General features: G+C 64.3%; 19 protein-coding genes. 10 read left to right on the forward strand and 9 right to left on the reverse strand.

Going from position 1 to position 22,239, the window contains the following annotated elements; all coding sequences use genetic code 11:
- The first annotated feature begins 1 nt into the window (after position 1).
- Genes NLN62_RS13830 through NLN62_RS13850 form a run of 5 tightly spaced genes read left to right on the forward strand, consistent with a single transcriptional unit; the run spans position 2 to position 5,470 of the window.
- On the forward strand, positions 2–739 hold the full coding sequence (locus tag NLN62_RS13830) for a CpaD family pilus assembly protein (protein WP_254109138.1): 738 nt from the start codon (positions 2–4) through the stop codon (positions 737–739).
- Positions 736–2,004: an AAA family ATPase gene (locus tag NLN62_RS13835; RefSeq protein ID WP_027521684.1), complete on the forward strand. Its 1,269-nt coding sequence runs from the start codon at positions 736–738 to the stop codon at positions 2,002–2,004. Before NLN62_RS13830 ends, NLN62_RS13835 begins: the two co-directional genes overlap by 4 nt.
- 20 nt (positions 2,005–2,024) lie before the next feature.
- Complete coding sequence (locus tag NLN62_RS13840; protein ID WP_027521683.1) at positions 2,025–3,494, forward strand: CpaF family protein; 1,470 nt, start codon at positions 2,025–2,027, stop codon at positions 3,492–3,494.
- A 13-nt stretch (positions 3,495–3,507) separates the two neighbouring features.
- Positions 3,508–4,485: a type II secretion system F family protein gene (locus NLN62_RS13845; RefSeq protein ID WP_254109139.1), complete on the forward strand. Its 978-nt coding sequence runs from the start codon at positions 3,508–3,510 to the stop codon at positions 4,483–4,485.
- Positions 4,486–4,495: 10 nt separating this feature from the next.
- Complete coding sequence (locus tag NLN62_RS13850) at positions 4,496–5,470, forward strand: type II secretion system F family protein (protein ID WP_254109140.1); 975 nt, start codon at positions 4,496–4,498, stop codon at positions 5,468–5,470.
- 184 nt (positions 5,471–5,654) lie between these two features.
- Here NLN62_RS13850 and NLN62_RS13855 read toward each other — a convergent pair whose 3' ends face one another.
- Together NLN62_RS13855 and NLN62_RS13860 are read right to left on the reverse strand one after the other, a co-directional pair.
- Positions 5,655–6,467 (reverse strand): tetratricopeptide repeat protein, encoded by an 813-nt coding sequence (locus NLN62_RS13855; protein ID WP_254109141.1) that lies wholly within the window; start codon positions 6,465–6,467, stop codon positions 5,655–5,657.
- Positions 6,468–6,667: 200 nt separating this feature from the next.
- Positions 6,668–6,871 (reverse strand): hypothetical protein, encoded by a 204-nt coding sequence (locus NLN62_RS13860; RefSeq protein WP_027521679.1) that lies wholly within the window; start codon positions 6,869–6,871, stop codon positions 6,668–6,670.
- A gap of 223 nt (positions 6,872–7,094) precedes the next feature.
- On the opposite strand from NLN62_RS13860, the gene NLN62_RS13865 reads away from it, so the two are divergent.
- Together NLN62_RS13865 and NLN62_RS13870 are read left to right on the forward strand one after the other, a co-directional pair.
- Positions 7,095–8,471 (forward strand): M17 family metallopeptidase, encoded by a 1,377-nt coding sequence (locus NLN62_RS13865; protein WP_254109142.1) that lies wholly within the window; start codon positions 7,095–7,097, stop codon positions 8,469–8,471.
- The gene (locus tag NLN62_RS13870) at positions 8,464–9,306 is read left to right on the forward strand and encodes an NlpC/P60 family protein (RefSeq protein WP_254109143.1); all 843 of its coding nucleotides are present in this window, start codon (positions 8,464–8,466) and stop codon (positions 9,304–9,306) included. The genes NLN62_RS13865 and NLN62_RS13870 overlap by 8 nt, the downstream gene beginning before the upstream one ends.
- A 113-nt stretch (positions 9,307–9,419) precedes the next feature.
- Here NLN62_RS13870 and NLN62_RS13875 read toward each other — a convergent pair whose 3' ends face one another.
- The 6 genes from NLN62_RS13875 to NLN62_RS13900 form a co-directional block, all read right to left on the reverse strand.
- Positions 9,420–11,057 carry an ABC transporter ATP-binding protein gene (locus NLN62_RS13875; RefSeq protein WP_254109144.1) on the reverse strand — a complete coding sequence of 546 codons (1,638 nt, stop codon included), beginning with the start codon at positions 11,055–11,057 and terminating at the stop codon, positions 9,420–9,422.
- 3 nt (positions 11,058–11,060) lie between these two features.
- Complete coding sequence (locus NLN62_RS13880; protein ID WP_254109145.1) at positions 11,061–12,239, reverse strand: ABC transporter permease; 1,179 nt, start codon at positions 12,237–12,239, stop codon at positions 11,061–11,063.
- A complete protein-coding gene (locus tag NLN62_RS13885; RefSeq protein WP_254109146.1) occupies positions 12,239–13,348 on the reverse strand; it encodes a microcin C ABC transporter permease YejB in 1,110 nt (369 codons plus the stop codon). Before NLN62_RS13885 ends, NLN62_RS13880 begins: the two co-directional genes overlap by 1 nt.
- A 3-nt stretch (positions 13,349–13,351) precedes the next feature.
- On the reverse strand, positions 13,352–15,262 hold the full coding sequence (locus NLN62_RS13890) for an extracellular solute-binding protein (RefSeq protein WP_254113485.1): 1,911 nt from the start codon (positions 15,260–15,262) through the stop codon (positions 13,352–13,354).
- Positions 15,263–15,276: 14 nt separating this feature from the next.
- Positions 15,277–17,172, reverse strand: a complete 1,896-nt coding sequence (locus NLN62_RS13895; RefSeq protein WP_254109147.1) for an extracellular solute-binding protein — start codon at positions 17,170–17,172, stop codon at positions 15,277–15,279.
- A 222-nt stretch (positions 17,173–17,394) separates the two neighbouring features.
- Positions 17,395–17,946: a cytochrome c family protein gene (locus NLN62_RS13900; protein WP_254109148.1), complete on the reverse strand. Its 552-nt coding sequence runs from the start codon at positions 17,944–17,946 to the stop codon at positions 17,395–17,397.
- Positions 17,947–18,167: 221 nt separating this feature from the next.
- Here NLN62_RS13900 and NLN62_RS13905 point away from each other — a divergent pair, with 221 nt between their 5' ends.
- Positions 18,168–18,908 carry a 3-deoxy-manno-octulosonate cytidylyltransferase gene (locus tag NLN62_RS13905; RefSeq protein ID WP_254109149.1) on the forward strand — a complete coding sequence of 247 codons (741 nt, stop codon included), beginning with the start codon at positions 18,168–18,170 and terminating at the stop codon, positions 18,906–18,908.
- A gap of 21 nt (positions 18,909–18,929) precedes the next feature.
- The gene (locus NLN62_RS13910; protein WP_027521669.1) at positions 18,930–19,787 is read left to right on the forward strand and encodes a prephenate dehydratase; all 858 of its coding nucleotides are present in this window, start codon (positions 18,930–18,932) and stop codon (positions 19,785–19,787) included.
- 110 nt (positions 19,788–19,897) lie between these two features.
- On the opposite strand, the gene NLN62_RS13915 is transcribed toward NLN62_RS13910, so the two are convergent.
- Entirely contained in the window at positions 19,898–20,917 is a 1,020-nt protein-coding gene (locus tag NLN62_RS13915; RefSeq protein ID WP_254109150.1) for an LLM class flavin-dependent oxidoreductase, read from the reverse strand.
- 386 nt (positions 20,918–21,303) lie between these two features.
- Between NLN62_RS13915 and metF the strand changes: the two genes are divergently transcribed.
- Positions 21,304–22,236, forward strand: a complete 933-nt coding sequence (gene metF / locus NLN62_RS13920; protein ID WP_254109151.1) for a methylenetetrahydrofolate reductase [NAD(P)H] — start codon at positions 21,304–21,306, stop codon at positions 22,234–22,236.
- Positions 22,237–22,239 lie beyond the last annotated feature (3 nt).

A 22,239-nucleotide genomic window follows, 5' to 3' on the forward strand; every position in this document is an offset into this window, starting at 1 on the left:
AATGGCCACCAGATCACCCCAGAATCGCAACAGCGCCCTTCGCGTCAGCGGCGCGCTCGTCGGCATTGCAATCGCGCTCGGCGCCTGCACTCATACCGATGAGGCGGTCACCGCTTCCATTCCCGACGATTTCAAGCAGCGCCACCCGATCGCGATCGAGGAGCAGAACCGCTCCATCGTCGTCTTCGTCGGTCACGCGCGCGGCGGCCTGACCGCAGCCCAGCGCGCCGACGTCATGGGTCTGGCTTCGACCTGGACACATGAGGGCACCGGTGCGATCCATATCGACGTGCCGACCGACACACCCAATGCGCGCCCGGCTGCGGAATCGCTGCGGGAAATCCAGGCCATGCTGGCCGCCGCCGGCGTGCCGCCGCGCGGCGTCCTCGTGCGCCGCTATCGCCCCGAAGACCCGCGCTTCCTGCCGCCGATCCGCCTGACCTATTCCAGGATCGCCGCGGTCGCGGGTCCCTGCGGGCTGTGGCCGGAGGATATCGGTCCCTCCTCGAAGAACCCGCGATGGTTCGAGAACAAGTCCTATTACAATTTCGGCTGCAGCTATCAGCGCAACATGGCCGCAATGATCGACAATCCGTCGGACCTCGAGCAGCCGCGGCCTGAAACGCCGGCCTACACCATGCGCCGCAGTGAAGCCTTCGAGAAATATCGCAAGGGTCAGACGACGGCGACCGTTTATCCCGAGGCCGAGAAGGCCAAACTCAGCGACACCGGCAAATGATCAGCTACGCTCGCCAGACTCAGGAAGAACAGCCGCAGGGCGCGCCGCCGCCGGCAGAGGAGCATATTGCACCTGCCCCGCGCGTCTCGGTCCAGGCGTTCTGCGAGACCGTGGAGACCGCCGCCGCCGTGCAGTCGGCCGGCGAGGACCGCCGCCTCGGCAAGGCTCATCTGAAGATCCAGATGGGCGGCATCGCGGCCGCGGCCGAAGCCTATCGCTCCGCCCCCACACCGAACGTGATCGTCCTGGAGAGCGACGGGCGGGCCGACCTGCTCGGCGGGCTCGACCAGCTCGCGACCGTCTGCGATGCCGGCACGCGCGTCGTCGTGATCGGCCGCATCAACGACGTCATGCTCTATCGCGAGCTCGTACGCCGCGGCGTCAGCGACTATGTGCTGGCACCGGTTGGCCCGATCGACGTGGTGCGATCGATCTGCAATCTGTTCTCTGCGCCGGAAGCCAAGGCGGTCGGCCGCATCATTGCAGTCGTCGGCGCCAAGGGCGGCGTCGGTGCGTCCACCATCAGCCACAACGTCGCCTGGGCGATCGCGCGCGACCTCGCCATGGACGCGGTGGTCGCCGATCTCGACCTCGCCTTCGGCACCGCCGGGCTCGACTACAATCAGGATCCGCCGCAGGGCATCGCCGACGCCGTGTTCTCGCCGGACCGTATCGATACGGCCTTCGTCGACCGTCTGCTGTCGAAATGCACCGACCATCTGAGCCTGCTGGCCGCGCCGGCCACGCTCGACCGGGTCTACGATTTCGGCACCGACGCCTTTGACGCCGTGTTCGACACGCTGCGCTCGACCATGCCCTGCATCGTACTCGACATCCCGCACCAATGGACGGGCTGGACCAAGCGCGCCCTGATCGGGGCGGACGACATCCTGATCGTGGCCGCCCCCGACCTTGCGAACCTGCGCAACACCAAGAACCTGTTCGACCTCTTGAAAGCGGCCCGGCCGAACGACCGGCCGCCACTGTACTGCCTGAACCAGGTCGGCGTCCCCAAGCGCCCCGAAATCGCCGCCACCGAGTTCGCCAAGGCGATCGAGAGCCAGCCGATCGCCTCGATCCCGTTCGAGCCCCAGACTTTCGGCTCCGCGGCCAATAACGGCCAGATGATCGCGGAAATCTCGGCCAACCATAAGACGATCGACATGTTCCTCCAGATCGCCCAGCGCCTGACCGGCCGCAGCGAGACCAAGAAGCAAAAGTCGTCGTTCCTTTCACCCCTGATTGAGAAGTTGCGCGGAAAATAGCCGCCGCATGGAGTTGTTAAGTGTTCGGTAAGCGTAGCGGAACAGACACCGACTTTCGGGCCCCCAAGCCCGGCGCCGTGTCGCCAGAGCCTGCCCAGGCCCCGGCGCCAAGTGTTTCGCGCGCGCCGCCGCCCCCGGCCATCGCCTCACCGCCGCTGGCGCCGATCAAGGCCCCGCCGCCTCCGCCCATGGAGAGCCGCCGCTCGGACAATTACTACGAGGTCAAGGCGACGATCTTCGGCGCCCTGATCGAGGCGATCGACCTCGCCCAGCTCGCCAAGCTCGATTCCGAGTCCGCGCGCGAGGAAATCCGCGACATCGTCAACGAGATCATCGCGATCAAGAACATCGTGATGTCGATTGCCGAGCAGGAGGAGCTGCTCGACGACATCTGCAACGACGTGCTCGGTTATGGCCCGCTCGAGCCGCTGCTGTCGCGCGATGACATCGCCGACATCATGGTCAACGGCGCCAACACGGTGTTCATCGAAGTCGGCGGCAAGATCCAGCGCACCGGCATCCGCTTTCGCGACAACCAGCAGCTCCTCAACATCTGCCAGCGCATCGTCAGCCAGGTCGGCCGGCGCGTCGACGAATCCTCGCCGATCTGCGACGCCCGTCTCGCCGACGGCTCCCGCGTCAACGCCATCGTGCCGCCGCTCTCGATCGACGGCCCCGCACTCACCATCCGCAAGTTCAGGAAGGACAAGCTGACGCTGGATCAGCTCGTCAAGTTCGGCGCGATCACCCCTGAAGGCGCCGAGATCCTCCAGATCATCGGCCGCTGCCGCTGCAACGTGCTGATCTCCGGCGGTACCGGTTCGGGCAAGACGACGCTCCTCAACTGCATGACAAACTACATCGAGCACGACGAGCGCGTCATCACCTGCGAGGACGCGGCCGAACTGCAGCTCCAGCAGCCTCACGTGGTGCGGCTGGAAACCCGCCCGCCCAACATCGAGGGTGAAGGCCAGGTCACGATGCGCGAATTGGTGCGCAACTGCCTGCGTATGCGCCCCGAACGCATCATCGTCGGCGAGGTCCGCGGACCCGAAGCCTTCGACCTGTTGCAGGCCATGAACACCGGCCATGACGGCTCGATGGGAACGCTGCACGCCAACAACCCACGCGAGGCGCTGTCGCGCTGCGAATCCATGATCACGATGGGCGGCTTCTCCCTGCCCTCGCGCACTATCCGCGAGATGATCTGCGCCTCCATCGACGTCATCATCCAGGCCGCCCGCCTGCGCGACGGTTCGCGCCGGATCACCCACATCACCGAGGTGATGGGCATGGAAGGGGACACCATCATCACCCAGGACATCTTCCTCTATGACCTCGTCGGTGAGGACGCCAACGGCAAGATCATCGGACGGCATCGCTCGACCGGCATCGGCCGCCCCCGCTTCTGGGAGCGCGCCCGCTACTACGGCGAGGAGAAGCGCCTTGCCGCCGCGCTCGATGCGGCGGAAGTGGCAGCGCAGACGTGAGCAGTAACGCACCATGAAGATGCAGGTCCTCGCCCTCTCCTTTCTCGCCACCGCCGCGGTCGGCGGCGTCGCCTGGGTTTTCCTCTATCCGTTGTTGTCCGGCGAACGGAAGGCGGAGAGCCGCCGCGCCTCAATCGGGCGCGCCGAACCCGTCGCCGCCCGGCAGGCCGAGAAGACGCAGCGCTCGCGCCGCGAGCAGGTCGAGACCACGCTCAAGGATCTCGAGGCGCGGCGCCTGCAGGAGAAGAGCGTTCCGCTCAGCGTGCGGCTCTCGCAGGCCGGGCTCGACTGGACGCCGCAGAAATTCTGGATCGTCTCCGCCGCGCTCGGCGGCGCGTTCTTCTTCCTCGCCATGTTCGCCGGCGGCGGGCTGCTGGGGGCCGCGGGCCTTGGCTTCGCCGGCGGCCTCGGCCTGCCGCGCTGGATGCTGAGCTTCCTGAAGAAGCGCCGCGAGAACAAGTTCCTGGCAGCGCTCCCCGACGCCGTCGACGTCATCGTCCGCGGCATCAAGGCCGGCCTGCCGCTGTTCGAATCGATCAAGGTCGTCGCAGCGGATTCGCCGGAGCCGCTGCGCAGCGAATTCCTGGCCATCATCGAGACCCAGGCGATCGGCATGCCGCTGGGCGAGGCCTGCTCGCGTCTCTATGAGCGCATGCCGTTGCCGGAGGCGAACTTCTTCGGCATCGTCGTGTCGATCCAGCAGAAGTCCGGCGGCAACCTCTCCGAGGCACTCGGCAACCTCTCGAAGGTGCTGCGCGACCGCAAGAAGATGAAGGAAAAGATCCAGGCGATGTCGATGGAGGCCAAGGCCTCGGCCGGCATCATCGGCTCGCTGCCGCCGATCGTGATGTTCCTGGTCTATCTCACGACCCCGCAATACATCTCGCTGCTGTGGACCCATCCCACCGGCCAGCTCATGCTGGTCGGCTGCGTCGTCTGGATGTCGATCGGCATCATGGTGATGAAGAAAATGATCAACTTCGATTTCTGACGGTGCCAGTATGGTCGATCTCCTCGTCACGAAACTGCACGACGTTCACTTCATGACGATGCTGCTAGCGGCGATCGCCGCCAGCGCCACCGTCTACACGCTGGTGATGCCGTTGTTCGCCGGCGAAGGCCTTGCCAAGCGCATGAAGGCGGTGGCAAGCGAGCGCGAGCGCATCCGGCAGCGCGAGCGCGACCGGCTCGCCAAGACCGAGAAGGTTTCGCTGCGCCAGACGCCGAAGCAGCTCGTCTCCAAGGTGGTCGAGGACTTCAACCTCACCAAATGGCTGGCGCAGGAGGCCGCGCGCGAAAAGCTCGTGATGGCAGGCTATCGCGGCCAGGCGCCTTACATCACCTTCCTGTTCGCCCGCATGGTGACGCCGCTCGTGCTGTTCGTCGGCGCCATGCTCTACGTGTTCCTGATCGCGCATATGCAGCAGTCGCTGCCGATCAAGATCGGCATTTGCGTCGGCGCCGCCTATCTCGGCCTCCAGGCGCCGATGCTGTTCCTGAAGAACGCGATCTCCAAACGCCAGCTATCGATCAAACGCGCCTTCCCCGACGCGCTCGACCTGCTGCTGATCTGTATCGAGTCGGGCATGTCGGTCGAGATGGCGTTCCGGAAAGTCGCGACCGAGATCGTCGGCCAGTCGATCGCGCTGTCTGAGGAGTTCACGTTGACCACGGCCGAGCTGTCCTACTTGCAGGACCGCAAGGTGGCCTATGAGAACCTGGCGCGGCGTACCGGCCTCGAAGGCGTCAAATCGGTCTGTCTCGCGCTCCAGCAGGCGGAGCGCTACGGCACCCCGCTCGGCCATTCCTTGCGCGTGATGGCGCAGGAAAACCGCGACATGCGCATGAACGAGGCCGAGAAGAAGGCCGCCGCACTGCCGCCGAAGCTGACCGTGCCGATGATCCTGTTCTTCCTGCCGGTGCTGTTCGTCGTCATTCTCGGACCGACCGGCATCAAGGTCTCCGAGCTGCACTGACCGTAGAGCGCGATGAGATCAAGCGCGAGCGGTTGCAAAGGTTCACCTCCGAGGGGCCGCAGCGTTCGGCGCAGGCCTTACCCCCTCACCCGGATCGCATCCAAAGATGCGATCCGACCTCTCCCTACGGGAGAGGTGAACCGCGCCTCCGGCTCGCGCCAGAAACTCGTCTTGTTCTAGCCAGCTATTCGGATTGGCTGAGGGAAGCGACCGGCACCGGCATACGCTTGGCCGGGCTGCGCGGCGTGTCGTTGCGGTTCAGCATTTCCTTGAGGTAGGCGACGTTCGCCGCGGCTTCGTCCGGCGGCAGGTCGGCCTTGACGATGGTCTCGGCCTCCGCGAAGCGTCCCTGCAAGCCGACCACCAGCGCAAGATTCTGCCGCACCCGCGCGTTGGCGCGTGGCGAGGCATAGGCCTGCCGGAGCGTCTCTTCCGCCCGCGGCAGTTCCTTCGTGAGCATGTAGGACAGGCCGAGATTGGACAGGACGCCGGGATCACCGGGCGTGATTTTCAGCGCGCTGACATAGTAGCGGCGCGCCTCCTCGTGCTTGCCCATCTGGTCGAGGCAGGTGCCCTGCACCGAGAGCAGGCGCCAGTCCGGGTTGTCGGGCGAGTGCGCCTTCGACAGCACGTCGAAGGCCTGCTGGAAATTGCCGTTGTCGGCGAGTGCGCGACCATAGAGCGCCAGAAGCGACTTGTTGCCGGGATGGGCGATGGTTGCCTGCTCCAGCACGGCGGCGGCCTGCGCCCGCTGGCCGTTGGCGCGCAACGCCTGGCCATAGACAAGCGCGGCGTCGGGATCTTTGGGATTGGCGCGGTAGCGTTCACCATAGACGTCGGCGGCGCGGGCAGGATCTGCGGGCGCTGCGGCTTCCGCGCGCGGCGTCACCGAGCCCGTGATGTCGGCCATGGTCTGGCAGCCGCCAAGGCTTGCGGCCAAGACCGCCACCAGCGAACTGGACGCAAGAAGCCGGGCAACACAAAACCGCTGACGCATGACGCTTTTGACTCTCGAGCCGATTGATCGAGCCGAACGCGCCAGCAATAGACTGTTAACCCTAACGGCCGGTTAACGGAACCGCAGCACGGGGTAGCGCGCCGGCTGGCGGCGGTCGGTCGAGGTCAGTCCCGGGATTTGGTGTCAGCTCTTCCTGCGAGCTGCGCGATCAGATCGCCAATGGTGTCGCCAGGCGCGGCTCAATATTCCATGGCCAGCCGCTTCCTCACCTCGTCGATGCGCTTGTCGAGCGCGTCGAAGCGCGCATGGACCGCGCGGTCGTGGAGATAGAAGACGTAGCCGCCGGCGAGGAACGCAAAGATCCAGTGATGATGCTCGACATAGGCGAAGACCGCCTCGATGGCCTGGCCGAAAAACGCGACCACGCTCCAAAGAAATTCCATTGCATTCCCTCCCGGCACGGCTTGTCTTGAACCCGCTCTTGGACCCGCCCTTGGACCCGCGGCACTGGCGCCGCGGACGAGTTTTGCCGGAACCTAGCATGGTGACGGCAAGCCGAGTAGCAGCTCGCGAGCGCGCCGGCTGGCGGCAAAGCCGATTGCAGGTGCCACGAAACTCTGCGAAGTCTCTTTTCATCATCTGAACCATCTTGGGGCGGCCCCGCCAATGCCTTCCGTATTCGAGACGTCGTCTGCCGCCATTCCCATCACCTTCGTGACCCAATCGAGCTGGGACCAGGTCGCCGAGACGCTGTCGCCGCCGCAACGCCAGTTCGCAACGGCCAATGGCTTTGCTGGCAAGCCGGGCGCATATCTCGCTTTGCCGGCGCCGGACGGCGCGGTCGCAGGAGTGCTGTTCGGCCTCGAGGACGAGGCCGCACGATCACGCGACCTGTTCCGGGCAGGCAGCCTGCCGGGCCTGCTGCCGCCGGGCATCTACCGTTTCGCCAATGCGCCGCATGATGCGCGCCTAGCCGCCCTCGCCTTCGCGCTCGGCAGCTACCGCTTTGCCCGCTACCGCAAGGCGGATGCGCCCGACGTCAGGCTGGTGCCGCCCGACGGTGTCGACATTGCTGAAGTTGCGCGGATCGCGGATGCCGCGTATCTGGCGCGCGATCTCGTCAATACCCCCGCCAACGACATGGGGCCGGAGGAGCTCGCTGCGACCGCAAAGGCGCTCGCCGCCGAGTTCGGCGCAAGCTTTGGCTGCATCGTCGGCGACGAATTGAAGGCGCAGAATTTTCCGCTGATCCATGCCGTCGGCATGGCTTCGACCCGCGCGCCGCGCCTGATCGACATCGCCTGGGGTAACCCTGCGCATCCCAAGGTCACGCTGGTTGGCAAGGGCGTCTGCTTCGACACCGGCGGGCTCGACCTGAAGCCGTCGAGCGGCATGCTGATCATGAAGAAGGACATGGGCGGTGCGGCCAACGTGCTGGCGCTCGCGCGCATGGTAATGGGCGCCAAGCTCAAGGTGCGGCTGCGCGTATTGATCCCCGCCGTGGAGAACGCGGTCGCCGGCAACGCCTTCCGGCCGCTCGACATCTTTCCCTCGCGCAAGGGGATCACGGTCGAGATCGGCAATACTGACGCCGAAGGCCGGCTGGTGCTGGCCGACGCACTGGCGCTGGCGGACGAGGAAAAGCCCGATCTGCTGATCGATCTGGGCACGCTCACCGGCGCGGCACGCGTTGCGCTGGGGCCGGATTTACCGCCCTTTTACACCAATGATGAGACGCTTGCCGCCGACGTCGCGCGCTGCGCCGTGAGGGAGAACGATCCGTTGTGGCGGATGCCGCTATGGCCGGCTTACGATTCCTGGCTGGACTCCAAGACGGCCAATATCACCAACGCGCCGTCGGGCACTTTTGCCGGCTCGATCACATGCGCCTTGTTCCTGCAGCGTTTCGTCGAGCAGGCGAAGAGCTGGCTGCATGTCGACATCTACGCGTGGACACCGTCGGCAAAACCCGCGCGCCCCGAGGGCGGCGAATGCCAGGCCGCGCGCGCACTCTACCTACTGCTGAGCGAACGCTATGCATGATAAGCGGGTGACGCCGGCACGCGGCGACATCGCCGCGAAATATCTCGAAGGCCAGGTCGAGGCGGATCGCTTCGTCGAGGGCGAAGAGTTCGAGGTGATCGAGGCCATCGCGCCGCTGCGTGAACAGCCGTCGTCGAACGCGATGCTGATGACCGAGGCACTGCGCGGCGAGCGCGTCACGATCTACGATCGCAACGGCGAAGGCTGGGCCTGGGGCCAGCTCGTGAGCGACGGCTATGTCGGCTGGCTTCCCGATGCGGCGCTCGCCAAGCCCGCGGCTGCGCCGACACACAAGGTCAGCGCGCTCCGGATCCTTGCGTTTCCGGGCCCGTCGATCAAGCTTCCGCCATCAGACGCGCTGGTGATGGGATCGAAGGTCGCGGTGACGCGCGAGGATGGCAGCTTTGCCATCACGCATGCGGGCCAATATCTGCCCAAGACACATCTGGCCAACCTCGACCATCGCGAGTCGGATTTCGTCACCGTAGCCGAGCGTTTCGTCGGCACGCCCTATCTCTGGGGCGGCAAGAGCTCACTTGGCATCGATTGCTCCGGCCTGGTCCAGGTTTCGCTGACCGCCGCCGGCATCGGCTGCCCGCGCGACAGCGACATGCAACTGGCCGGCCTTGGGCGAAGCTTGGAGCAGCATGAGAGGACCAAGCTGCAACGCGGCGATCTGATCTTCTGGAAGGGCCATGTCGCGATCGTGCGCGATGCCCATACGATAGTGCACGCCAACGCGCATCACATGGCGACCGAAATCGAGAACACGAATGACGCGATTGCGCGGATCAAGCAGGCCGGCAGCGAGATCGTCGCGATCAAGCGGCTCTAACCCCTGATCGTCATTCCGGGGCACACGAAGCGTGAACCCCAATGCGCAATTGCGCATTGGGGAATCTCGAGATTCCGGGTTCGATGCTTCGCATCGCCTCGGAATGACGGCAACTACGTCGCCACCGATCCATTCCCCGCCGTCTCCAGCCGGAACGCGGCCGCGAACAGCGCGCGCGTGTAGTCGGTCTTCGGACTCTTGAAGAGCTCCGCCGCCTGCCCTTCCTCGACCACCTTGCCGCCGCGCATCACGATCAAATGGCTGGCGAGCGAGGCCACGACGCGCAGGTCGTGCGAGATGAACATGTAGGTGAGATCGCGCTTGCGCTGCAACTCGCGCAGGAGATCGACCATCTGCGCCTGGAACAGCATGTCGAGCGCGCTGGTCGGCTCGTCCAGCACGACGAAATCGGGCTCGAGCACGATCGCGCGCGCAATGCTGATGCGCTGGCGCTGGCCGCCGGAGAATTCGTGCGGATAGCGGAAGCGCGTCTCCGGATTGAGGCCGACATCCTCCAGCGCCTTGATGACGCGCGCCTCACGGTCCTCGCGCGACAGGTTTGGCTGATGCACCGAGAGGCCCTCGCCGACGATATCGGCGACCGACATGCGTGGACTGAGCGAGCCGAACGGATCCTGGAATACGATCTGCATGTCGCGCCGGAACGGGCGCATCTCCTTGAAGCGCAGGCCCTGGATGTCTTTCCCCAGGAAGACGATGCGGCCGTTCGACGAGATCAGCCGCAATAACGCCAGCCCGAGCGTGGTCTTGCCGGAGCCGGACTCGCCGACGACGCCGAGCGTCTCGCCCTTGCGCACCGCGACATTGACGCCGTCGACCGCCTTGATGTGACCGACCGTCTTGCGCAGGAAACCGCGCTTGATCGGGAACCAGACCTTCAGCGCGTCCGCCGACATCACGATGGGCGCGTTCGGCTGGGGCGGCGCGGGGTCCGGCTTCGGCTCAGCCGCGAGCAGGTCACGCGTATAGGGATGTTTCGGCGCCTTGAAGACCTGCTCAACCGGCCCCTGCTCGACGATCTTGCCGCTCTTCATGACGCAGACAGTGTCGGCGATACGGCGCACGATGCCGAGATCGTGGGTGATGAACAGCAGGCTCATGCCGAGACGCGAGCGTATCTCGGCAAGCAGCGCCAGGATCTGCGCCTGCACGGTGACGTCGAGCGCCGTGGTCGGCTCGTCTGCAATCAACAGATCGGGCTCGTTGGCGAGCGCCATCGCGATCATCACGCGCTGGCGCTGACCGCCGGAGAGCTGGTGCGGATAGCTCGCGAGCCGCGTCTCGGGCTCGGGGATACCGACCTGGGTGAGCAGTTCCAGCGTCCGCTTGCGCGCCAGCGCATTGCTGGTCGGATTGTGGAGCTGGATGATCTCGCCGATCTGCGCCTCGATCGTGTGCAGCGGATTGAGCGAGGTCATCGGCTCCTGGAAGATGATCGAGATGTCGCTGCCGCGGACGGCGCGCATCTCCCGCTCCGAAAGGTTCAGGATCTCACGCCCCTTGAAGCGGATGCTTCCCGAGGGATGCGAGGCGTTCGGATAAGGAAGGAGCTTCATGACCGAGAGCGCGCTGACCGACTTGCCGGAGCCGGATTCGCCGACCAGCGCCACGCATTCGCCGCGCTTGATCTGGAACGACACCTTGTCGACGGCGAGCGTCGTACCCGCGCCCTGGTGGAAGGCCACCGAGAGGTCGCGCACGCTGAGCAGGGGCTGGTTGATCGCATCCATGGCTTACCTGAACGTCTTGCGCGGATCGAAGGCGTCGCGCACCGCTTCGCCAGTGAAGATCAGGAGCGACAGCATGATCGCGACGGCAAAGAAGCCGGAGAAGCCGAGCCACGGCGCCTGCACGTTGGCCTTGGCCTGCGCCAGCATCTCGCCGAGCGACGGCGAGCCGGGCGGCAGGCCGAAGCCCAGGAAGTCGAGGGCCGTCAGCGTCATCACCGACGAGGAGACAATGAACGGCAGGAACGTCATCGTCGCCACCATCGCGTTCGGCAGCAGGTGGCGGAACATGATCACGGCATTGGACACCCCGAGCGCCCGCGCCGCCTGGATGTATTCGAAATTGCGCCCGCGCAAGAACTCCGCGCGCACGAGGCCGACCAGCGCCACCCAGTGAAACAGCACCATGATGCCGAGCAGGATGAAGAAGCCCGGCGGGAGCACCGCCGATATGATGAGCAGCAGATAGAGATAGGGTATGGCGTTCCAGATCTCGATGAAGCGCTGGAAGAACAGATCGATCCAGCCGCCGAAATAGCCCTGCACGCCGCCGGCGATGATGCCGATGACGGAGGAGACGATGGTCAGCGTCAGGCCGAACAGCACCGAGATGCGGAAGCCGTAGATCAGCCGCGCGACCACGTCGCGGCCCTGGTCGTCGGTGCCGAGCCAGTTGTATTCGAGATCACGGCAGCTCTTCAGGCCCTTCTTCTCCACCACCGGCTTGCATTGCGCCTCCGTCAGCATCCAGGTCGGCGGCGACGGTGCGGGCGTCGGCAAATCGAGATTGTGCGTGTCGTAGGAATAGCGGATGAGCGGCCAGACGATCAGGCCGCCCTTGTCCTTGATCAGCTTCTGCAAGTAGGGATCGCGATAGTCGGCCGCGGTCTCGAAGTCGCCGCCGAAGGTGGTCTCCGAATAGGTGACGAAGGCGGGCCAGTAGAGACGGCCGTCGAACTTGATCATGAACGGACGGTCGTTGGCGATCAGTTCGGCGAACAGCGAGACCACGAACAGGACCATGAAAATCCAGAACGACCAGTAGCCGCGCCTGTTCGCCTTGAAGTTCTGCCAGCGCCGGCGATTGAGCGGCGATGGCTCGAAGGCCTTGCGCGGCGACGGCGCCGCCTCGCCGGCCGGCAATTTTGGCTTGGTCTCGATAGGTGTGGGCGCCGTGACCGACATCAGACCTCCCGCGCCTCGAAATCGATCCGGGGATCGATCCACATATAGGTGAGATCGGAGATCAGATTAACCACGAGCCCCATCAACGAAAAGATATAGAGCGTGCCGAACACGACGGGATAATCACGGTTGAGAACGCTTTCGAAACCGAGCAGCCCGAGCCCATCCAGCGAGAAGATGGTCTCGATCAGGAGCGAGCCGGAGAAGAAGGCGCCGATAAAGGCGCCGGGGAACCCAGCGATCACGATCAGCATGGCGTTGCGGAAGATGTGGCCGTAGAGCACCTGGCGCTCGCTACATCCCTTGGCCCGCGCGGTCATGACGTATTGCTTTCGGATCTCGTCCAGGAACGAGTTCTTGGTGAGGAACGTCATGGTCGCGAACGCACCGAGTGCCATTGAGATCAGCGGCAAGGTCAGGTGCCAGAAATAATCGAGGATCTTCCAGTACCAGGGAAATTGCGACCAGCCGTCCGACGTCAGCCCGCGCAGCGGGAACCAATTGAAGAACGAGCCGCCGGCGAACAGGATGATCAGGAGGATCGCGAACAGGAAGCCGGGAATCGCGTAGCCGAGCACGATCACCGCCGAGGTCCAGGTGTCGAATCGCGCGCCGTCCTTGACCGCCTTCCGAATGCCGAGCGGGATCGAGATCAGATACGTTATCAGCATCAGCCAGATGCCGAGCGAGATCGAGACCGGCAGTTTCTCCTTGATGAGCTGAATGACGCTGACGGTGCGGAAATAGCTCATGCCAAAATCGAACCGCGCGAAATTCCAGACCATCAGCAGGAATCGCTCGGGCGCAGGCTTGTCGAAGCCGAACTGCTGCTCCAGCTTCTTGATGAACTCGGGATCGAGCCCCTGCGCGCCGCGGTATTTCGAGTTGACGGCGTCGGCACCGGCGCCAACCTGTCCCGGCGCACGCTGGGCGAAGTCGCCACCGCCCGAGATGCGCGAGGTGCCGCCGGTGTCGGCGCCGGAGAGCTGCGCGATCACGCGCTCCACCGGGCCGCCCGGCGCGAATTGCACCACCACGAAGGAAATGAAGAGAATCCCGAGCAGCGTCGGGATCATCAGGAGAATACGGCGGGCGATATAGGCGCTCATGAGCTACTTCGCCTGATCGAGCTTGGCGGCCTTGGCGGCGTCGAACCACCACAGGGTCCGCTCGCCGACGTCGCTGGAATAGTCACTCAACTGGTAGCGCGGCAACTCCTTCGGGTGATCGAACATGTCCCAATAGGCCAGCCGGTGGCTGGTGTTGTTCCATTGCGGCACCCAATAGCGCCCGGCGCGAAAGACGCGATCGATCGCGCGGCATGCGACCGTCAGATCCTTGCGCGTCTCGGCCGCCATCGCTTTCTCCACCAACGCGTCGATCGCAGGATTGGTGACGCCGGCCAGATTATGGGATCCTTTCGTGGCTGCGGCCTGCGAAGTGAAGTAGGTCCGCAGGCTGTCACCGGGTGTCGGCGTCATGCTGATGCGCTCGATCGCGACGTCGAAATCGAACGCTTCGACCCGCGCACGATGCTGGACGGCATCGACGACGCGCAGACTTGCCTCGATCCCGAGCGTGTTCAGGTTTTTGATGAAGGACGCGTGATGCGGCTGGAACGACGGCTCGTCGATCAGGAATTCGACGGTAAAGACGTCGCCATTCGGCAGCAGACGCTTGCCATCCTTGATCGGCACCTTTGCCTCCTGCAGCAACTGCTGCGCCTTGCGCAGCAGCGCGCGGTCCTGTCCTGAACCGTCCGTCGCCGGCGGAACGAAGGGCTCGCCGAACACTTCGTCGGGGACCTGGCCGCGGAACGGCTCGAGCAGCTTCAACTCCTCTGGCGAGGGCACGCCCTGCGCAACGAGATCCGAGTTCTGGAACGGCGAGATTGTGCGCGCATAGGCGCCGTACATGATGGTCTTGTTGGTCCACTCGAAGTCAAACGCGCAATTCATGGCGTCGCGGACTTTCACGTCCTTGAACTTGTCGCGGCGGGTGTTGATGAACCAGCCTTGGCCGCCCGAAGGCGTTCGGTCCGGCACCTGTTCGCGCTTGACGCGGCCGTCCTTGATGGCCGGAAAATCGTAGCGCGTCGCCCAGATGCGCGAGGTGAATTCCTCGCGATAGAGGTAATTCTTGCCGGTAAAGCCCTCGAACGCGACGTCGCGATCGCGGTAGTACTCGTAGCGGATCACGTCGAAATTGTTGCTGCCGCGACAGACCGGCAGGTCGGCAGCCCACCAGTCCTTCACCCGCTCGAACTCGATGTAGCGATTGATTTCGAACTTCCCGACCTTGTACGGGCCCGACCCCAGCGGGACATCCGTCGTCGATTCCTCGAACGGCCTCGTCGCGTAATAGGCCTTCGAGAAGATCGGCAAGCCAGCCGCATAGAGCGGCACGTCGCGCGCGCGCTTCTCGGCGAAATTCACCACCACGGTGGCGTCATCGAGCGCCCCGGCGCCCTTGACGTCGCGCATCTGCAACTGGACCAACGGATGGCCCTTCTCCTTCAGCGTATTGATGGAGAAAGCGACATCATGCGCGGTCAACTTCGAGCCGTCGTGAAACCGCGCCTCGGGCCGAATCGTGAAGCGGTAGGCGAGCTTGTCTGGGGAGATCTGCACCGATTTGGCGGCATAGCCGTACATCGCATCCGGCTCATCGCCGGCATGCGCCATCAGCGAGACGAAGGTCAGATCCATGCCCTGCGCACCCTCGCCCTTGAGGATGAAGGCATTGAGCGAGCTGAACGTGAAGAAGGATTGATTGTAGGCGCGCACAGCCGGGATGAGCGAGAGCGTGCCTCCCTTCGGTGCATCGACATTGACGTAGTCGAAATGGTGGAAGTCGGCAGCATATTTGAGATCGCCGAACGCCGAGATGCCGTGCATCTCGGCCGGAATTTCGGCCGGCTCCTCGGATGCCTGCGCGCGGCGCAGCCAGGACGGGCTCAGCGACGCACTTAAGGCACCGCCAGCGCCGAAGGCCAGCACATGCCGGCGTGAAAGCTGCGCCATGCGCGAAAGCTTTCTCAAGAGCGTTTTCCGATTCGGGCGGCCTTCTCGGCGTCGTACCACCATAGCGTCGGCAGGCCTGACCTGCCATATTTCGGCAGCGGCTCGGCATGGCTGAAGCGGTCCCATCGGGCGTAGCGCGAGAATGGATAGGTAAACTGGGGCACGACGTAGAAATTCCACAGCAGCACGCGATCGAGCGCACGCGTTGCGGCGACGAGACCGGCGCGGTCCTTGGCGAAGATCACTTTCTCAATCAATGCATCCACGGCCGGGTTCTTGATGCCGATGGTGTTGCGCGCCCCCGGCACGTCGGCCGTCTGCGATCCCCAGAACTCGCGCTGCTCGTTGCCGGGCGAGAGCGACTCGCCCCACTGATCGATGATCATGTCGAAATCGAAGCTGCGCAGCCGGTTCTGGTACTGCGCGTCGTCGACCGTACGAACCGACGTATTGACGCCGATCCGCTCCAGCGACGGCTTGTAGAACAGCGCGATACGCTCGGACGAGGGATCCTGTACCAGGATCTCGACCGTCAGAACCTTGCCCGAGGCGTCGACCAGCTTGTGGTCGCGTACCTCGAAGCCCGCCTCTTTCAGCAGCTTTGCCGCTTCGCGTAAATTGGCGCGCACCGCTTCCGGATTGCCGCCGACCGGATTCTGGTAAGGCGTGGTGAAGACTTCCGGCGGCACCTTGTCCTTCACGGTCTCGAGGATCTGCAATTCCTCACCCTGAGGCAGGCCCGTCGCGGCGAGCTCGGTGCCTTCGAAATAGCTGTTGATGCGCTTGTACTGACCGAAGAAGAGCTGCTTGTTCATCTCCTCGAAGTCGAAAGCATAGTTGAAGGCCCGCCGCACCCGCGCGTCTTTGAACTGGTCGCGCCTGCTGTTGACCACGAAGGCCTGCATGCGGCCGGAGTCGTTGATCGGAAATTCTTCCTTGACCACCCGCTTCTCGGTGACCGCCGGAAAATCGTAGGCGGTCGCCCATTGCTTGGCGGAATTCTCCGCGATCCAGTCGGCCTGATCGGCCTTGAAGGCTTCCAGCGCGACGATGTTGTCGCGGAAGAACTCGAAGCGCAGCTCGTCGAAATTGTTCTGCCCGATCTGGCTCGGCAAGTTCGCGCCCCAATGGTCCTTGACCCGTTCGAGCTTGATCGAGCGTCCCGCCACGAATTCCTTGATCCGGTATGGACCTGAGCCGAGCGGAATCTCGAGCGTCGTCGCGCCGACGTCTCGCTTCCGTCCCTGCGCGTCGGTACCTTCCCACCAATGCTTCGGCAGCACCGTGAGCTCGCCGACGATGGTGGGCAGTTCCCTGTTGCCGGGACCGTCAAAGGTGAACTTCACGTCGCGCTCGCCGACCTTCTCGGCCTTCACCACGTGCCGGTAGTAAGACCCGTACATCGGGCTCTGCTTCTTCAAAGTCTCCAGCGAGAAGATAACATCCTCAGGCGTCACCGGCTTGCCGTCGTGCCAGCGGGCTTCCATGCGCAGACGATAGATCACCCAGGAAAAATCGCCCGGATGCTGGGCAGTTTCGGCAAGCTCACCGTACTGGGTCGCCACCTCGTCCTGCGCGCGCGTCATCAGGGTTTCATGGATCAGGCCGGCAGCTGGCGCGATCACGCCTTTGATGCCGGCGACCGCAATGTTGAAATTGTCGAAGGTGCCGATCGAGATCATGCGCGCGACGCCGCCCTTCGGCGCGTCCGGATTGACGTAGTCGAAGCGCTTGAAGTCTGCCGGATATTTGATGTCGCCAAACAGGGAGAGACCGTGGCGCCAGGGCAGCTCACTGGCCGATTGCGCCTCGGCGGCCCTGACAATCGGAACACCTGCGGCGGAACCGAGGACGGGGAGCGCAGCAGTCGCAGCGCCGGCTAGCAGAAGATCGCGTCGGGTAATGGCCAAATGAACGTCCCTGTCTGGAAGGAGGTTACCCCTTTAAGGCCCGAATATACGGCAAGGTTTCGACCGATTGTGTTGCTTTTTCCTCATCTTGGAAGCCCGAGGGGACGGTTCACTGCGGCGAAACGCCCCGATAACAACGCTGCGAGGCGGCCTAGCGGTAGATAAGGAAACGGCCAGGCTTTTCGAGCCTGGCCGCAGGTCGGCATAATTCTTTTGGCGATCTTACTTCGCCGCGGTCGGCAGCGGCTTCGGGCTATCGGCCAGGCTGTTCAGATAGGCAATGACGTCGGCGCGCTCGGAGTCCTTCGGAATGCCGGCGAAGCCCATCGCGGTGCCCGAGATAAAGCCCTTCGGATTGGTAATGAACTTGTTGAGATCGTCGATGGTCCACTCGCCGCCCTTGGCCTTCATGGCGGCGGAGTAGTTGAAGCCGGCCTCGGACGCGCGGGCGCGGCCGACGATGCCGAAGAGGTTCGGGCCGACGCGATTCGGGCCGCCCTTCTCGAAGGTGTGGCAGGCGCCGCACTTCTTGGCGGCCGAGGCTCCCTTCTCGACAGAGGCGGTCTGGAGCAGCTTCTCGATTGGCTCGGACGGCGCCGCGGCAGCGCCGCCCTCAGCGCCATGGCCAGCCTCTTCCTTCACGGCGATCTCAAAACCGGGCTTCTCCGGCGGTTTCGCAGCGAACAGCGCCTGGGCGGTGAAGCTTGTCACCAGGACGACGAGGCAGGTGCCGAGGATCGCACCGAGGATCTTGTTGAGTTCGAAAGAGTCCATTTCCGGCCAGGCCCCACACCGCAAGAAGGATAAAGCGGCCCCAAGCGGCCGCCAGGACGTGCCTCGGGAGAATCAAATGTTCCTTATCGTTCCCCCGAGTTTTGACATTGAGATATCGGTTTGCCCGTGGTCTGGCAACCCGTATAAACGGCCCCGCTTTCCTCCCATCCCCACCCGATTTCCCGGTGCGGAAAACGCCCCGTTTCCAGGCCCTTGACCCCATGACCGATCCCCGCATTTTAGTGCTGATCCCGGCCCGCATGGCGGCTACCCGCCTGCCCGGTAAGCCGCTGAAGGACATCGCCGGACAGCCGATGATCGTGCATGTGCTGCGGCGGGCCGAAGAGGCCGCGATCGGGCGGGTTGCGGTCGCAACCGACACCCAGGAGATCGCCGACGTCGTCACCGCGCATGGCGGCGTCGCCGTAATGACCCGCCCTGAGCATCCGTCGGGGTCGGACCGCATCCACGAGGCCATGCAGAAGCTCGATCCCGAAGGCAAAGCCGAAATCGTGGTCAATCTCCAGGGCGATTTCCCGACCATCTCGACCGCCAACATCCGCGACGTGCTGCCTCCGCTGGCTGACCCCGCCGTCGATATCGCGACGCTGGCCTCGCAGATCCACACCGAGGAGGAGGATCTCGCCCCGAGCGTGGTGAAGGCGGTGGGAACCTCGCTCGGCGGGCGGCGCATGCGCGCGCTATATTTTACCCGCGCGACCGCCCCTACCGGGGAGGGACCGCGTTACCACCATATCGGCCTCTACGCCTATCGCCGCGCGGCGCTGGAGCGGTTCGTGTCGCTGCCGCCCTCGCCGCTGGAATTGCAGGAGAAGCTGGAGCAGCTCCGGGCGCTGGAGGCCGGCATGCGCATCGACTTCACCATCGTCGATACCGTCCCCCGCGGCGTCGACACTGCGGCGGACTTAGAGACCGCCCGCAGCATCCTTTCCAAATCCTGAGCCGCTGTTACAAGGCCCGACATGAGCAAGATGAAAATCGCATTCCAGGGCGAGCCTGGGGCCAATTCCCACATCGCCATCGACGAGGCCTATCCCGACGCCGAGCCGATGCCGTGCGCGACCTTCGAGGATGCGCTGTCGGCGATCTCCTCGGGCGAGGCCGATCTCGGCATGATCCCGATCGAGAACTCGGTCGCGGGACGCGTCGCCGACATCCATCATTTGCTGCCGGCCTCCGGCCTCTTCATCATCGGCGAGTGGTTCCTGCCGATCCAGCATCAATTGATGGCGGTGAAGGGCACCAGGCTCGAAGACATCAAGAGCGTCGAGAGCCATGTGCACGCGCTCGGCCAGTGCCGCCGCATGATCCGCAAGCTCGGCGTCAAGCCGATCGTGGCGGCCGATACCGCGGGCAGCGCGCGCGATATTTCCGAGCGCAAGGATAAAAGCGTCGCCGCGATCGCCTCGCGGCTTGCCGCAAAGATCTACGGCCTCGACATTCTGGCCGAGGACATCGAGGACGAGGCCCACAACACCACGCGCTTCGTCGTGCTGGCGCGCGAGGCGAAATGGGCCGAGCAGGGTTCGGGCCCGCTGGTCACCTCTTTTGTATTCCGGGTGCGCAACCTGCCGGCGGCGCTCTACAAGGCGCTCGGCGGCTTTGCCACCAATGGCGTCAACATGACCAAGCTCGAAAGCTACATGGTTGACGGCAATTTCTTCGCCACGCAGTTCTACGCCGATGTCGACGGCCATCCCGACGACAAGGGCCTTGCCTTCGCGCTCGAGGAGTTGAAATTCTTCTCGCGCGAATTCCGCATCGTCGGCGTGTATCCGGGGCATCCGTTCCGGGCGACGTTCAGCGAGAAGATGGAGTAGCTATCGTGTCCCGGACGCGCGAAGCGCGAGCCGGGACCCAGGGGCCACGATGGGCCCCGGCTCAGCAGCGCATCACTCCGTGCCGCGCTGCGTCCGGGGCACGATAGCTTCTACGCCGCCTCTCCCTTCACTAGCCCGAACGCATCAGCCAGCAGCGAATACGACTTCTTCCGCGCCTCGTGGTCATACACGGCCGTGATGACCATCAGCTCGTCCGGCTTGCTCGCGTCGAGCAGCGGCTTCAGCTTCTGCTGCACCGTCGCGGGGCTCCCGACGAAGAGGCGCGAGCGGTTGCGGGCGATCGAGGCACGATCGGCGTCCGTATAGGGATAGGCAAGCGCCTCCTCCACGCTCGGCAGCGGCAGATATTGGCCGCGGTCGCGGCGCAGGCGATTGAGGTCGAAGGACGAGGCGAGCTTTTCCGCCTCCTCGTCGGTATCCGCCGTGACGACTGCCACCGCGAGAATCGCGTGCGGCGTCGCGCGCCAGGCCGACGGCTGGAAACGGTTGCGATAGTGCACCATCGCGTCGATCGCATCATGGCTCGCAAAATGATGCGCGAAGGCGAAGCCCATGCCGACCTGGGCTGCCAATTCCGACGAATAGTCGCTGGAGCCGAGCAGCCAGATCGGCGGCAGGGGCGTGTCGTCGGGCATTGCCACGACGTTGTTGTACGGATGGCCTGAGGGGAATTCGCGCGTCTCCCACAGGATCAATTCATGCAGCCGCTCCAGGAAATCGTCGCCCTCGCGGCGGTCGAGCCGGCTCCTGAGCGCGTACGCAGTGGCGCCATCGGTGCCGGGCGCGCGGCCCAGGCCGAGATCGATGCGGCCGGGAAACAGCGCCTCCAGCATCTTGAAACGTTCGGCGACCACCAGCGGTGCATGATTGGGCAGCATCACGCCGCCGGAGCCGACACGGATGTTCTTCGTCACCGCCGCGATCTGCCCGATCATGACGTCAGGCGCGGGGCTCGCGACGGAAGCAAGGTTGTGGTGCTCGGCGAGCCAGTAGCGGACATAGCCGAGCTGATCGACATGGCGCGCGAGATTGATGCTGTTGCGCAGCGCCGCTGCCGGCTTCGTGCCGGACGTGACGACGGAGAGATCGAGGACGGAGAGCGGAATCATGGCCGGTTCAAAGTAGTGCGCAGCGGCGGGGCGGCAATGGCCGGCAGGAGCAGAGCTGACGTGTGCTAGGGCGAGACGGCCGGGGGGATTTGCTCGAAGCCGGTGGGATATCGCAAGCCTCAATCATCAGCGATTCACACTGCCCACCGAGCTTATCAAGATCTGAAAATCTTAAACATCATATAACTCGTTGAAAGCGTGTGCATTTATAGATTTTACCGACTTCCCACCTCAATTGGCTTTGGCACAAAAATGTCGGTTCAGTGAGCAATAGTGGGCGATTTCCCATCACCGATGGGCTGTCGAGAAGATCCCGTTTGGCCTATCTTAGCGCTTCCCAAGCTAAATCTGCCGCAGGTGCGAAGAGATCTGGAGTGAGTGGTGCCATGACCGAGCCGACGACGCCTGCCCGTAACGGGCAAGACAATGGGCAAGACGGGCACCTCGCCAAGCGTCCGGCGATCTCCTTCGAGTTCTTTCCGCCCAAGACCGAGGAGATGGAGAAGAACCTGTGGGAGACCATCAATCGCCTCGCCCCGCTCGAGCCGAAATTCGTCTCGGTGACCTATGGCGCGGGCGGCTCGACCCGTGAGCGCACCCACGCCACCATCGCCCGCATCCTGAAGGAGACGTCGCTGTTGCCGGCCGCGCACCTCACCTGCGTCGGCGCCTCGCGCGGCGAGATCGACGAGATCGTCGACCGCTATCACGAGGTGGGCGTCCGCCACATCGTCGGCCTGCGCGGTGACCCGCCCGGCGGCATCGGTACGCCCTACTCCACCCATCCCGACGGATACCAGAGTTCGGCCGAGCTCGTTGCCGGCATCAAGAAGCGCCATGCCGACATCGAGGTTTCAGTCTCGGCCTATCCCGAGAAGCACCCCGAAGCGCGTGACTTCGACGCCGACATCGACACGCTGAAGGCCAAGGTCGATGCGGGCGCGACGCGCGCGATCACGCAGGTGTTCTTCGATAACGACCTCTACTTCCGCTATCTCGACCGCGTCCGCGCTCGCGGCATCGAGATTCCGATCGTGCCGGGCATCATGCCCATGCACAATTTCAAGCAGGCCCGCAATTTCGTTACCCGCGCCGGCACCAGCGTGCCGAACTGGCTCGCGGAGAAGTTCGACGGGCTCGACGACGATCCGGAAACGCGCAAGCTCGTCGCAGCGACGGTCGCCGCCGGCCAGGTGCACAAGCTCGCCAAGCACGGCGTCGACACCTTCCATTTCTACACCATGAACCGCGCCGATCTCGTGTTCGCGATCAGCCATTTGCTCGGCATTCGCGCCAAGAGCGCGCAGAAGGCGGCGTAACCG

It is taken from the genome of Bradyrhizobium sp. CCGUVB23, from assembly GCF_024199885.1.
In the GTDB taxonomy this organism is placed as follows: Bacteria; Pseudomonadota; Alphaproteobacteria; order Rhizobiales; family Xanthobacteraceae; genus Bradyrhizobium.

Coding starts and splice junctions, on each gene's coding strand:
- NLN62_RS13830 (WP_254109138.1), top strand. CDS start 2: ATGGCCACCAGATCACCCCAGAATCGCAACAGCGCCCTTCGCGTCAGC.
- NLN62_RS13835 (WP_027521684.1), top strand. CDS start 736: ATGATCAGCTACGCTCGCCAGACTCAGGAAGAACAGCCGCAGGGCGCG.
- NLN62_RS13845 (WP_254109139.1), top strand. CDS start 3,508: ATGAAGATGCAGGTCCTCGCCCTCTCCTTTCTCGCCACCGCCGCGGTC.
- NLN62_RS13850 (WP_254109140.1), top strand. CDS start 4,496: ATGGTCGATCTCCTCGTCACGAAACTGCACGACGTTCACTTCATGACG.
- NLN62_RS13855 (WP_254109141.1), bottom strand. CDS start 6,467: ATGCGTCAGCGGTTTTGTGTTGCCCGGCTTCTTGCGTCCAGTTCGCTG.
- NLN62_RS13860 (WP_027521679.1), bottom strand. CDS start 6,871: ATGGAATTTCTTTGGAGCGTGGTCGCGTTTTTCGGCCAGGCCATCGAG.
- NLN62_RS13865 (WP_254109142.1), top strand. CDS start 7,095: ATGCCTTCCGTATTCGAGACGTCGTCTGCCGCCATTCCCATCACCTTC.
- NLN62_RS13870 (WP_254109143.1), top strand. CDS start 8,464: ATGCATGATAAGCGGGTGACGCCGGCACGCGGCGACATCGCCGCGAAA.
- NLN62_RS13875 (WP_254109144.1), bottom strand. CDS start 11,057: ATGGATGCGATCAACCAGCCCCTGCTCAGCGTGCGCGACCTCTCGGTG.
- NLN62_RS13880 (WP_254109145.1), bottom strand. CDS start 12,239: ATGTCGGTCACGGCGCCCACACCTATCGAGACCAAGCCAAAATTGCCG.
- NLN62_RS13885 (WP_254109146.1), bottom strand. CDS start 13,348: ATGAGCGCCTATATCGCCCGCCGTATTCTCCTGATGATCCCGACGCTG.
- NLN62_RS13890 (WP_254113485.1), bottom strand. CDS start 15,262: ATGGCGCAGCTTTCACGCCGGCATGTGCTGGCCTTCGGCGCTGGCGGT.
- NLN62_RS13900 (WP_254109148.1), bottom strand. CDS start 17,946: ATGGACTCTTTCGAACTCAACAAGATCCTCGGTGCGATCCTCGGCACC.
- NLN62_RS13905 (WP_254109149.1), top strand. CDS start 18,168: ATGACCGATCCCCGCATTTTAGTGCTGATCCCGGCCCGCATGGCGGCT.
- NLN62_RS13910 (WP_027521669.1), top strand. CDS start 18,930: ATGAGCAAGATGAAAATCGCATTCCAGGGCGAGCCTGGGGCCAATTCC.
- NLN62_RS13915 (WP_254109150.1), bottom strand. CDS start 20,917: ATGATTCCGCTCTCCGTCCTCGATCTCTCCGTCGTCACGTCCGGCACG.
- metF (WP_254109151.1), top strand. CDS start 21,304: ATGACCGAGCCGACGACGCCTGCCCGTAACGGGCAAGACAATGGGCAA.